Below are 12,203 nucleotides of genomic sequence, written 5' to 3' on the forward strand. Positions count from 1 at the left end.
TTTTTTTTTATATGCTGGTAAAATTTATCGTGGCCGGTACAGATCGTAATAGTTTCTCGGGGTTTCAAGTTCAATTCTGTAACTATCAATGTACTGCGTAGTTATGATCATGTAAAGATCGGTATTGGAAGTCTGCAACACGCGGTACATCGATCCCTGGTTCAGGATCTCGGCTCCGTCAATTATCGTTCCGTTGCTTGCATAACAGATGACCATACGGAAGTTCCCGTACTGGGGATTGCGGGTGGCATTAACCGTGATATTGAGAACCCAGAGCGGATAGGGAACAGAGAATTTCTGGGTAAGTCCTCCCCGCGTATCCTCAACAAAAGCAAACGGTACCAGTTTCTGGTTGCGGAGAGGAATTTCGGAAGCACCAAATGTTTCCATATTTTCCGGCATCTTGAACCGTGGATATGAAAATGGTTTACTCGTGTAAAAGATCTGGTAGGGGGCAGCATCCTCCATGTATGGTAGAGGAGTGACTACGGGTGCCGGTGTGGCAAGGACAATGGGAATCAGCGGCTCCTGCGGGAGTGGAACCGGGGTTGCAGCAATGGTCTTCGATGTCGGTGATCCGGGCGAAGTTATCCCGGCAAGGTACTGGGGGTTTGCGATGAGCGCAATGATGATCACCAGCACGAGTCCCCCGACAACGGTGAATATGTCCCCTTTTTTCACAGATAGTAATGGGAGAGGCAATAATAAAAAGTGACGATATGAATATCTTTTTCCCGGAGACCGTTACGTGGGAGGAAGAACGGATCGTTTCAGGAATAGGAAACCAGCCGGGTGCATATTTCCCAATCCGACGATATTTTATTATGCGTGTGAATGACAACGATGTGTATGGAGTTGCCCACACTCAGGACATGGATTGTCTTTTACCTCCTGTCATTCGTGGTACTGCTCTGGGCAGCGTTTCTCTCATCCACCGGGGTCATGCTCTGGGTAAGCCTGCTCCTTGTCCTTATCATCATCGGCGTCAACTTCATTACGGTCATAAACCAGGTCAAAGCCCATGCCGCACGCCAGGAACTTCAGCGTTCGTTTACGGAATGCCTGGAACGGGGGAAGGAAGAGAAGGATAAGGAAGAAAAAAAACCGTGATTGTAAAAATTCTACTCTTTCTTGACAAAGATCTTGAGGGATGAGTTCCTGGCAGCGAACAGGTTTTCCACCTGGCGGCCCAGATACTCGGTCTTTCCCATGATGTAATACCCATCCGTTACGAGAGCCCCATGGAACAGCCGGACCAAGTCATCCTTCTGTTTTTCCGTAAAATAAATCGTCACATTGCGGCAGGTGATAAGATCCAGCCAACGGGCGATCGGTGTTCCTCCCATCAGGTCGTGGGGGCGGAACCGGATGAGCTCCTTGAGATGCGGTTTGACCTGGTAATTGCCATCAGGTAACTTGGTGAAATGGCGATGAGTCTGGGTCTCGGATAACTTGACCATCGCTTTTGCATTGTAGATACCTTCCTGCGCCTTTGCAAGGACAATCTTGTCGATATCGGTTGCGTAAATCTGGGCCGTGATTGTCTTGTCCTGCATCATCATCTCGTGCAGGATCATGGCAATCGAGTAGGGTTCTTCCCCCGTGGAGCACCCGGCGCACCAGATGCGCAGCCGTTTCCTTGTCTGGAATATATCGGGCAGGATCTCTTTCTTGAGCGCCTCGTACACGTCAGCGTCCCGGAAAAATTCCGTGACATTGATGGTGAGGGCTTTTCTGAGCACCTCAAGTTCCGGCGTATTTGCCTTGAGATACTGGAGATAATCCCCGTACGTTGTCGTATTGGTTGACCGCATCCGCGAGAGGAGACGGCGCTTGATATAATCCTCCTTGTAATTCCCGCACTGGATCTTCAGTGTCTGTTCAATAAACCGCTTGAGAAGCTCAAAGTCGTCCATGTAATCTCCGTTACTTGATGCGGAACCCGCTGATCATATTCTTGCAGCTCCCTGCCATTGTGGAGAGCTCGGCCGATGCACTGGCAATCTCTTCGGTGGAGGCACTGGATTCCTCTGCCAGGGCGGCCATGTCTTCCATCCGCTCCTGGTTATCCCTTGTCAGGTTTCCGAAGGACTCGATGCCGGACATCAGCTGGTTGGTTGCCTGGGCCTGGTCTTCGGTTGCTTTCGTGATCTCGTTCACTCCGAGTGAGACGATGTTTGCTTCCGATATGATCAGGTTGAGGGATTCAACCGTCTTGTTGACACTGTCAATGCCCGCTTTGATCTCTTCAAACGAGTTCTTCATCGAGGTTGAGGTCTGTTCGCTCTGGGCCTGGATGGATTTGATCAGGGTCTCGATCTGACTGCTTGCTTTCTTGGATTCACCGGCAAGGTTCTTGACTTCCCCGGCAACAACGGCAAAGCCCCGGCCATGCTCCCCAGCCCGGGCCGCTTCGATTGCCGCATTGAGAGCAAGGAGGTTTGTCTGGTTTGCGATATCCGTTATAAGGTTGACAATCTTGGAAATTTGGCGCATCTGGTCGTTGAGAGCTGTGATATCATCGACACTCTGCTTGGAGATCTTCTCAACGATCTGCATCTTGCTCGTGGCCGTATTCCCGATCTCGGCAGCCTCAACACCCTCTTTTGAAGCTTTATCTGCATGGGTCCTGACATCGTGAGAAGTGCTGGCAATCTGTTCGATGGAGGCTGATATCTCGGATATTTCATTGGAGATTTTCTGGACGCCACTTAACTGGTTCTTTGCATTATCTGTTGCCCTCTGGCTCTGGATGGCTACCTGTTCGGTTGCTTTTGCAATCTCCTCCGTGCTCTTGATCGTATCGTTGATGGTTGTGTCAAGCCGGTTGACTGCCTGCGAGAGTGTGGTAAGTACGTTACGGATTGCATCGGCAGCAGAATTGTAATCCGCTTTCAGTTTGACCAGCGGGTCGGCGTCATCAATACTTACGCGGTACGTGAGATCCCCGGCAGCAATCTGCGCCATGGCGGTCTGGAGCTCGGCTGCACTTCCGCTGAGCAGTTCGGCGTTGGCTTTGGCCTCGTCCATCATCTCCTTGATCCGCTTCTCTTGCTCGCGCTGGGTGGTGACATTATTGTACACGCAGAGGATCGTGGAAAGCTCCCCTTTTGTGTCAATCATCGGGATTCCGTACTGTTCAAGGACGCGGATTCCTGCGGGGAATTCGATATGGATCTCACCAAAACTCCGCTTCTTATCCGAAAGGACTCTCTTAAGTCCCTCTCCTTTCTGTTCAAGAATCCTGAAATCCCGGGCATTCATGCCAAGAAGACGATCCTTGTCAAGCCCGGTTAAGGCAACGTAAGCATCGTTGACCATGATGATCTTGAACGCAGGGTTCATGAGCATGATCGGCATTGGGTTCTGTGTAACAATGATATCCGAGCGCTGCTTGAGGGTGGCGACCTCATCCATCTTCTTCTGGAGCTCGCTCTGGCTCCTGCGCTGATCCGTGACTTCATTGTATACGAACAGGAGGCTTGCGATCGCGTTGTTCCCCCCAAGGATGGGGACCACGTATTGTTCGAGTATATGGGTTCCGCTCGGGAGTTCAACCGTAACCTCGCCAAAGGCTCGCCGCTTTGTCTCAATTGCAACTTTGGCACCCTCTCCTCTCTGTTCAAGGATCTTGATCTCCCGCAGGTTCCTGCCGATGATGCGATCACGAAGAATACCGCTCATCTTCGCATATGCTTCGTTTGCTTCAACTACGACAAATGCAGGATTTGTCATCAGCATGGGGATTGGGTTCTGCTGCACGATTGTGCCAGAACTCTGCTGGAGCTGTTTGATCTCCTCCATCTGGCGTCGGTCATCCGTCACATCGTTATAGACAATCAGGATTGTTGCGACATCCCCATGGGCATCAGTAATGGGGATCCCGAACTGCTGCATCCGTTTCACTCCGGACGGGAACTCGATCGTGACCTCGCCACGGGACCGGCGTTTCTCAGAGATTACCTGCTTGAGCCCTTCACCACTCTGGTCGATAATCCGGAAATCGTGGAGCGTCATTTTGAGGAGGTCATTTCTCTGGATCCCGGTGAGACTGGTGTAAGCCTCATTTGCCACGCGGATCTGGAAGGCCTTGTCCACAAGGAGAATCGGCATCGGGTTCTGCTGGACAATGGTCTCCGAACGGTGTTTGAGCTGCTCGATCTCTTCGTTCTTCTTCTTCTGGGCTGTTATGTCATTATAGACGAAAAGCAGGGAGGTGATCGTACCTTCGGTAGCAATGACCGGGATGCAGTACTGCTCGAGGGTTTTTTCACCGGAAGGAAGTTCTATGGTCACCTCTCCAAAGGAGCGGCGCTGTTCCTGGAGCGCCACTTTTGCCCCTTCTCCGCTCTGGCTGAGGATCCGGAAATCCTTGAGGTTCGACTTCTCCAGGTCTTCCTCCTGGATACCGCTCATCTGACAGAATGCAGGGTTTGCCTCAAGAATGGCAAATGCCGGCGTTGTCAAAAGCATCGGGACCGGGTTGCGCTCTACCATGAGATCAAGGCGGTGCTGGAGATCCTGGATCACGGCGTCCTGCTGTGCAGTGGAACCTATGGGTGTGCTGACGGAAACTGCTGACGGGGAGGGCTGCTGTCGTTCGGTTTTCAACCGGGAAAGGGCGGTGTTCACAGCAGCAACAAGGGTTGCATATTCCACCCCGAACTTCGCTGCCTCAAGGGGATCTGCGCTCTTGCCGGCAACAGCCAGCGAGAGGGATGACGCGATCTCATCGTTGAGCTGTTTCACGTGTGCTGCAATCTCATCAGAATGGCTTGGCGTTGCCGGGGCGCCAGCCCCGGTGAATAATGCTTTTCTTCCCGGTCGTTCCGTCATTGGTAATCCCTGCTTTTCCTTGGTACTGGTCCCAGCATTTACAATAACAATCCTTTCACGGCTATTCGGAGACAACGTCCGTGAGAACTTTCTGCATGTCGATCCAGATGATCAGGTTCTTCTCTTTCCCGTCCTTGTTCTGCGCATCATCCACCTTTATCTTGATGATACCTTTTACAAACGAGGAGAAATCCGATGCGAAACCTTCACCGATATGATCGATGTTGCCCTCGGGAACCTGCAGGACGCTGCTTACATCGTCAACAATGATACCGACATTACTCCCGCCGGCAGCCTCTGGGACGAGGACAATGATCTTCTGATTAGTACGGATCTCCTGGTTCGCAAGCCCCAGAAGGGTATTGAGGTTCATGATGTTCGTGATCTCCCCGCGGAGATTGATCACACCGGAGATAAACGGGGGGGCACGGGGGATCGGGGTGATCTGCATCATCTCGACAATCTCCCTCACGAGCTGGATATCAAGAGCATACCGTTCGCCTCCCAGCTCAAATTCCACTACTTCAATAGTTGATGCCATAGTTCACTTCAGTTTGAATTGTTCCATCATCTTCTTTAAACGTTCGGCCATAGCAGCAAGTTCGGCTGATGCACTGGCAATCTCTTCCGTTGATGCGCTGGTCTCCTCGGCAAGGGCTGCCATGTCTTCCATCCGCTCCTGGTTCTCGCGGGTGATGGTGCTGGCTTTTTCAATGCCGTTCATCACGCGGGTGGTTGCACCTGCCTGGTCTTCGGTTGCCTTGGTGATTTCGGTAACGCCGTTTGCTACGATATTTGATTCCGCTGTGATCCGGTTGAGAGCTTCAATTGTCTTGTTCACGCTCTCGATGCCGGCCTGGATCTCGTTATAAGAACTTTTGATAGCTGCGGAGGTCTTGTCGCTGTTATCCTGGATAGAGGTGATGAGTTCGCCAATCTGGTTGGTGGCGGCCTTGGATTCCCCGGCAAGGTTGCGCACTTCTCCTGCAACTACGGCAAAACCCCGGCCATGTTCCCCGGCCCGGGCTGCTTCGATGGCTGCGTTGAGAGCCAAAAGGTTGGTCTGGTTGGATATGTCGGCTATCATCTTGACGATGTTGGAGATCTCCTTCATCCGGTTATTGAGGGCTGTAATCTCGGTGACACTTTCCCCGGCAATCTTCTCCACCATCATCATCTTGGACGTTGCGATCTTGCCGAGTTCTGCGGCCTGGTTGCCTTCCTTTGCCGCCTTCTGGGAATGCTCCATGAGGGTGTGGGAAGTACTGGCAATCTCTTCAATGGATGCAGAGAGATCCGAGATCTCCTTGCTCACTTTCTCGATCTCATCGGACTGTTTCTTGGTACCATCTGCGGACCTCTGGGTCTGGATGGCAACCTGTTCTGTTGATTTGGAGATCTCGATCGTGCTCTTGCTGGTATCGGCAGTGGTGGACTCCATCTGTGCAACGGTCTTCTGGAGCTCCTGCATGACATTCTGGACCGAGTCAAGCGCTTTGTTGAAATCCTTTTTGAGGTCTGCCAGCAGGTCGCCTTCAAGGATCCCGGCCCGCATTCGTAAGTCCCCCCGGGCCATCAGGTTCACGGTTTTTGCAAACTCCGCTGCGCTCTCGGTAAGGATCTCGGTCCTTCTCCGGGACGTGTCCATGAGTTTCTGGATCTCATCCATTTTCTCATGTGCATCGGTGTAGTCCACCCAGACATAGAACGCCCCGTCAAGTTCTCCGGCCTGGTCGAGAATCGGGATCGCATTCAGTGTGAGATACCGGATTGCCCCATCGGGGAATTTGACCTTTGCCTCGGTCACAGCAAGCCGTTTCGTGGTGAAGCAGGCATAGAAATCTTCCCCGGATAAGACCGTGATGTCGAAGTCGTAGAGTTTCTTCTTCATCAGCTCGTCATGGGTTCCTCTCCATGCTTTCTCGTACTGTTTGTTGATGGAGATCCGGCTCTTGTCCTTTCTTAAAACAGCAATCGCGAGCGGGTTGTCCTGGATCATTCGCTCATTGCGATATTCCATTGCCTTGACCTGGTCCAGCTTCTCGTGGAGCTCGGTGTAGTCCACCCAGACATAAAATGCACCGTCAAGCTCACCCGCTTTATCGAGAATCGGGATTGCATAAAGCGTGAGGTATCGTTTTATGCCGTCGGGGAATTTTACCAGCGCCTCAGTGACGGCAAGTTTTTTTGTGGTAAAACAGGCATAGAAATCCTCCCCGGATAAGACCGTGATGTCGAAGTCGTAGAGTTTCTTCTTCATCAGCTCATCATGGGTACCCCGCCACGCGATCTCGTACTGTTTGTTGATGGAGATCCGGCTCTTGTCCTTTCTTAAAACAGCAATTGCAAGCGGATTGTCCTGGATCATGATGTCCACGCGGTGCTCCATCTCCTTTGCGGCATCCATCTTCTCGTGAAGGTCGGTGTAATCCACCCAGACATAGAACGCCCCGTCAAGCTCGTTATTGGTGTCGAGAATCGGGATTGCATAGAGCGTGAGGTATCGTTTTACGCCATCGGGGAATTTTACCAGCGCCTCGGTCACGGCAAGTTTTTTCGTGGTAAAACAGGCATAGAAATCTTCCCCGGATAAGACCGTGATGTCGAAGTCATAGAGTTTCTTCTTCATCAGCTCCTCGCGGGAGCCACGCCATGCAATCTCGTACTGCTTATTGATGTCCACGCGGCTCTTGTCCTTCTGCAGCACGGCGATTGCAAGCGGGTTATCCCGGATCATTGCATCCGCTTTGCGCTTTGTATCCGCAGCCTCCGCAAGCCGGTCAATGGTGCGGTTTATCTGCTGGGCAATGGATCGAAGGTTTGGCTCAACGTATTTCTCATCGATACGTTTTGAAAAATCACCGTTATTCGCGCGTGTAAGAATTGTTTCAAAGTCGGTCAGTTCCACCTCATCACCTCATATGATATGGATTTGTAGGCAAGACCAGCATTGCTGTCCGGGGCACAATGGGATAAAGGAAGACCACGTTTCTGGGCTTCATATACCCCGGGCGAGAACGGTACCGTGTACACGATGGGGAAGCGCTGCCGGATATCCTTAAGCATCGCCTCCAGCCGTTCGTGTTCGGTTTTCTGTTCCCGTGCGGCTTCCAGTTCAGCAGGTGCAGGCTCGGGTTTTTTGTAAAAAATATTCCGGATACGCGTTAACAGATCCTGCTCACCCGCAGGTTCCGGCTCATTACTGGCAGGAAGAACACCTTCTCCCCAGCGGGTAACGATCGCCATATCGGGATGAATTTCTTTTCCCAGACCTTCTTTGATATCGCTGAAGATCGTATTCATGGTTGCAACTCCGTCCAGGGCAAATGTCCCTGAATCGAGCGTAACGATGATACGGTCTGCTGCAAAGAGCCCGTTGATGACCAGCTGCCCCATGCTTGGCGGGGTGTCGACAAAAATCAGGTCATACGAATCTTTGACCCGGGAAAGAGCATCCTTTAAAATTCCTGCCCGGTTTGGTGTGCGATACAGATATGGATCGGTCCCGACAAGGTCCAGGTGGGAGGGGGCCAGATCAATTCCTGAGTCCGTTCTCTTGATGATATCGATAATCCGGGTCTCAGGGAAGTCTTCAATCCCGCTCATGAAGACGTCATACATGTTCCGGTCGGAACTCTGAAGACGGATCCCAAGACCTGCCGTTGCATTTGCCTGGGGATCGCAGTCTACGACCAGTACTTTTTTCCCTTCCCGGGCACAGAACCCGGCAATGTTCAAGCAGGATGTGGTTTTACCGGTACCGCCTTTATGGTGGGAAAAAGTAATGATCACGCTGATATCACCTGATTGAAATTTTGTTGATTGAATATATAACTAATTTTGCTTTTGATATGGCGTTAATAACGGGACTTTTTGGGCATTTGATGAATGGATTACTATCTGAATTTTATTTAAACCTGGATTCGCGCTCTATTTAGGAATTAAATACAGAATCTGGGGAATTAATTTTTAATTATTCATCCTTTTGCTATAAAAGAGTTTATGAGCCGTACACGGCAGAAGACAGGTTTCCCCCAGATTTTTAAGGGTGGAAGGAATTATATCTGGTTAATGTCCGTCCGCATGCCCACCTGTTTTACGGTCTTTGCCCTGCTCGCCCTGATGGTTCTTGTGGCCGGGTGCACATCACCCGGTGTTGGGGATGTCAGCTACCATAACGGCTCGGTCTGGGTCACTATCACCAGTCCCTCGGGGCCTGCGGATGCCTATGTCCAGGTAACGGTACATCAACTAAAAGATTTTCACCAGACCGAGGTCGCCTTTTTCGAGACGCCGGTGACTCTTGTCCAGGGGGAGAACGTGATCTCTGTCCCGGGCGAGATCCCGCCAGGGAACTACAAAACATACGTGTACGTGATCCAGAACAACGAGCGCCGGACTGCCGTTATCCGGGATATTGAGGTGTAAGAGATGATGCCTGTGACAAAAGATCTCATCGAAGCTGCCCGGGGACTCATCCCGGCTGATACCGTTTTTAAGAATGCACGGGTTTTCAACCCGTTCACCTGCGTCTGGGAGAAAGGAGATCTTGCCGTCAAAGATGGACGGGTTCTTGGGATCGGCGATTATGCCGGGAGTGTGGAACGGGATTTTTCCGGTTTGTATATCGTGCCCGGACTTATCGACGCCCACGTCCATATCGAGAGTTCCCTCCTTGCACCAAAGGAATATGCCCGGCTTGTCGCCCTGCATGGCACAACGACCGTCATCGCGGACCCGCACGAGATCGCGAATGTTGCGGGAACCCGGGGACTGGAGTTCATGCTTGGCGAACGGGAGGGGGCCCTGGTCGACATCCGGTACATGCTCCCGTCCTGCGTCCCGGCAACCCCGCTGGATGTCGGAGGGGCAACCCTGGATGCCCGCGACCTTGCCCGGTTCGCAGGGCGGGACGGTGTTCTCGGCCTTGGCGAGATGATGAATTTCCCGGGCGTTCTTGCGGGTGACGCGGAGGTTGCCGGGAAACTGGCATTGTTCCCGGTCCGGGACGGGCATGCCCCGTTCCTTACCGGCCGGGATCTCAATGCCTATATCCTGGCCGGGCCGGACAGCGATCACGAGTGCACGAACCGGGCCGAAGCAGAAGAGAAACTCAAAAAGGGGATGTACATTTTCATCCGCGAAGGATCGACTGAGCACAACATAGCTGAACTCATCCCGCTCGTGAACCCCGCAACGGTTTCCCGCTGCTGTTTTGCAACGGACGACTGCCACGCAGACCTGCTCCTGCACGATGGCCATATAGACCGCTGCATCCGGAAGGCAATTGCCTGTGGGCTTGCACCCGAACTCGCTATCCGCATGGCAACGCTCTCGGCTGCCGAGCGGTTCGGCCTAACCGACCGCGGGGCACTCACCCCTGGACGGCGGGCGGATTTCTGCATTATCGATGACCCGCACCGGTTCGTGGTTCAGCAGGTCTTCCGGGCCGCCCGGGAAATTCCAGCGGGTCCGCCCACGAAACCGGCGTCACTTCACACGAGGGTCCGGTGTGTCCCGCCGACAATCCGGGACCTGCAAATACAGGGTCACGGCATGGCCCGTGTGATTGGGCTTGTCCCGCACCAGATCCTCACCGAATCCCTGCAGTATGAGATCCGAGAGAACGCGGTTCCGGATCGTGACCGGGATATCCTCAAGGTCGTGGTCTGCAACCGGTACGGGAACAATAAGTGGGGCATCGGCCTTGTTCACGGCTTCGGGTTCCGGCAGGGTGCCATTGCGTGCAGCATCTCGCACGATGCCCATAATATCGTTGCTGCCGGGGCAAGTGATGCCGGGATCTGTTCCACCATCGAAGCCGTTATCGGGGCCGGGGGGGCGATGGCGGCGGTTGCCGGCCCGTCAGTTGTCGTCCTTCCCCTGGACTGTGCCGGGCTGATGTCCACGCTCCCGTACGATGAGGTTGCCCGCAGGCTCGGGCAGCTCAGGGAGGTCACAAAGACCATGGGCGGGATCGACGACCCGTTCATGTACCTCTCGTTCCTGGCCCTGACCGTGATACCGGCGCTGCGGATCACGGACCGGGGGGTCTTCGATGCGGCGGAATTCCGGGATGTGCCGCTGTTTGTCGATTCGAAGGAAAATGTATAATAAGCCGGCAGAACTTCAATCCATTGTCGCGGTTTTGATAGCGCGGGTATTTCCCAACCATACTGCATCCGGTTCAGCGAATTGCAGGCCCGGGGGCACATAGATCACCGGGTTGATCTCTTTCAGGAAATGCTCCGGAGGATCCGGGAAGGAGTTGGTGGGAAGATGCACCGATACATTTTCCCGGGCGGGAATGTTCGACACGGTGAGCACCCGATGATCCAGGGAAGATCTCACCGATTCTGGGAGTCCGAAAAAGTGGGCTGGGCAGACCGTTGTCAGGTACGCTGCTGCCGTCATCCTCTGGTCAACGAGCGAGTCCGACACCGCAATCAGGGATCGGTTCACTACGCATTCCCTGGAGTAATCATTCATATAGGCACGAACCTCATCCTCCGGTCCCTCCGGAGCCCCGTAGGCGATGGAAAGACGGCGCAAGCCATACAGTGCCTCCTCATCCGGGTTCCTGGGATCCGGAACCCTGACCTTCATCCAGGAATACGTTTCCCGGATATCCTGCGGTTGTGAGTCCAGATAACCGGGATTGACAACTGTAAGGTATTCACGGGCAGTCACTTCTTTTCCCGCATAGTACTGCATCCACATAATAACATTTGATGCAAAACTGTCGCGGGCCGGCGGGTTCATCCACGGGGGCATATGGAACGGCCCGGAATTCAGAGGGGTGAACACTTCCGGGTCCTGTGGCGGAGTCCAGGTCGCATCACTCACGCAGGGGATTACCAGGAGTGCAAGGATAAATGCGGGCACTGCAATAAGATGTATCCGATCTCCATTTCTTGGCATCATAACGGATACTCCTCCAGCGCAAACAACATACTATCATCCGCGCTGAGTTCATAAAGAGATTTTTCCCGGCTGCCTTTGGCGGGGTATTTGCTGCATTCCAGAAGAAGGTAGTTGCTATTGCAAGCAGGATGAAGAGGTGGATTCTCACTGCAACAACGATAAGGGTTAGTTTTCTTCTTTTGCTATCGGTTCCTTCACACTCACCTTCGCTTCAGCCGGAAACGGGCATATGCATAACCAATGATCACCATTGGGATAACAACGATAAACGGGACCTGGGCCGGAAGAGGTACGGGATATGCCGGAGAAACCGGATCCAGTACTTCTCTAAATTTTCCTCCATGAATTTTGGATAGTCATCAATTCTCTCAACCTCCGATCAACCGAGTGATCGAAGAACCGAAACAAACGAAACAAATTTGAGTTTTTTCCGAATCCCTTCC

Annotated in this window: 10 protein-coding genes; 3 read left to right on the forward strand and 7 right to left on the reverse strand. The window is 52.8% G+C overall.

Going from position 1 to position 12,203, the window contains the following annotated elements; genetic code table 11:
* Positions 1 to 24 precede the first annotated feature (24 nt).
* On the reverse strand, positions 25 to 681 hold the full coding sequence (locus tag WC598_RS14470; RefSeq protein WP_372962219.1) for a hypothetical protein: 657 nt from the start codon (positions 679 to 681) through the stop codon (positions 25 to 27).
* 168 nt (positions 682 to 849) lie between these two features.
* Between WC598_RS14470 and WC598_RS14475 the strand changes: the two genes are divergently transcribed.
* Positions 850 to 1,110, forward strand: a complete 261-nt coding sequence (locus WC598_RS14475; protein WP_372962220.1) for a hypothetical protein — start codon at positions 850 to 852, stop codon at positions 1,108 to 1,110.
* A gap of 11 nt (positions 1,111 to 1,121) precedes the next feature.
* Here WC598_RS14475 and WC598_RS14480 read toward each other — a convergent pair whose 3' ends face one another.
* The 5 genes from WC598_RS14480 to WC598_RS14500 all read right to left on the reverse strand — a co-directional run bounded on the left by WC598_RS14480 (position 1,122) and on the right by WC598_RS14500 (position 8,628).
* Positions 1,122 to 1,916 (reverse strand): protein-glutamate O-methyltransferase CheR, encoded by a 795-nt coding sequence (locus tag WC598_RS14480; protein ID WP_372962221.1) that lies wholly within the window; start codon positions 1,914 to 1,916, stop codon positions 1,122 to 1,124.
* Positions 1,917 to 1,926: 10 nt separating this feature from the next.
* A complete protein-coding gene (locus tag WC598_RS14485; protein WP_372962222.1) occupies positions 1,927 to 4,836 on the reverse strand; it encodes a methyl-accepting chemotaxis protein in 2,910 nt (969 codons plus the stop codon).
* Positions 4,837 to 4,897: 61 nt separating this feature from the next.
* Positions 4,898 to 5,377 (reverse strand): chemotaxis protein CheW, encoded by a 480-nt coding sequence (locus tag WC598_RS14490; protein ID WP_372962223.1) that lies wholly within the window; start codon positions 5,375 to 5,377, stop codon positions 4,898 to 4,900.
* Between the two features lie 3 nt (positions 5,378 to 5,380).
* The gene (locus WC598_RS14495; protein ID WP_372962224.1) at positions 5,381 to 7,744 is read right to left on the reverse strand and encodes a methyl-accepting chemotaxis protein; all 2,364 of its coding nucleotides are present in this window, start codon (positions 7,742 to 7,744) and stop codon (positions 5,381 to 5,383) included.
* Positions 7,735 to 8,628 carry a ParA family protein gene (locus tag WC598_RS14500; protein WP_372962225.1) on the reverse strand — a complete coding sequence of 298 codons (894 nt, stop codon included), beginning with the start codon at positions 8,626 to 8,628 and terminating at the stop codon, positions 7,735 to 7,737. Before WC598_RS14500 ends, WC598_RS14495 begins: the two co-directional genes overlap by 10 nt.
* A gap of 279 nt (positions 8,629 to 8,907) precedes the next feature.
* Here WC598_RS14500 and WC598_RS14505 point away from each other — a divergent pair, with 279 nt between their 5' ends.
* Together WC598_RS14505 and ade are read left to right on the forward strand one after the other, a co-directional pair.
* Positions 8,908 to 9,264 (forward strand): hypothetical protein, encoded by a 357-nt coding sequence (locus WC598_RS14505; protein WP_372962226.1) that lies wholly within the window; start codon positions 8,908 to 8,910, stop codon positions 9,262 to 9,264.
* Between the two features lie 3 nt (positions 9,265 to 9,267).
* On the forward strand, positions 9,268 to 10,950 hold the full coding sequence (ade, locus tag WC598_RS14510) for an adenine deaminase (protein ID WP_372962227.1): 1,683 nt from the start codon (positions 9,268 to 9,270) through the stop codon (positions 10,948 to 10,950).
* 15 nt (positions 10,951 to 10,965) lie between these two features.
* On the opposite strand, the gene WC598_RS14515 is transcribed toward ade, so the two are convergent.
* Complete coding sequence (locus WC598_RS14515; protein WP_372962228.1) at positions 10,966 to 11,760, reverse strand: hypothetical protein; 795 nt, start codon at positions 11,758 to 11,760, stop codon at positions 10,966 to 10,968.
* Positions 11,761 to 12,203 lie beyond the last annotated feature (443 nt).

The organism is Methanoregula sp. (assembly GCF_041645475.1).
In the GTDB taxonomy this organism is placed as follows: Archaea; Halobacteriota; Methanomicrobia; order Methanomicrobiales; family Methanospirillaceae; genus Methanoregula.

Excerpts from the sequence above, each read along its gene's own strand:
- WC598_RS14505 (WP_372962226.1), top strand. The coding sequence starts at position 8,908 with ATGTCCGTCCGCATGCCCACCTGTTTTACGGTCTTTGCCCTGCTCGCC.
- WC598_RS14490 (WP_372962223.1), bottom strand. The coding sequence starts at position 5,377 with ATGGCATCAACTATTGAAGTAGTGGAATTTGAGCTGGGAGGCGAACGG.
- WC598_RS14475 (WP_372962220.1), top strand. The coding sequence starts at position 850 with ATGGAGTTGCCCACACTCAGGACATGGATTGTCTTTTACCTCCTGTCA.
- WC598_RS14485 (WP_372962222.1), bottom strand. The coding sequence starts at position 4,836 with ATGACGGAACGACCGGGAAGAAAAGCATTATTCACCGGGGCTGGCGCC.
- WC598_RS14480 (WP_372962221.1), bottom strand. The coding sequence starts at position 1,916 with ATGGACGACTTTGAGCTTCTCAAGCGGTTTATTGAACAGACACTGAAG.
- ade (WP_372962227.1), top strand. The coding sequence starts at position 9,268 with ATGATGCCTGTGACAAAAGATCTCATCGAAGCTGCCCGGGGACTCATC.
- WC598_RS14515 (WP_372962228.1), bottom strand. The coding sequence starts at position 11,760 with ATGATGCCAAGAAATGGAGATCGGATACATCTTATTGCAGTGCCCGCA.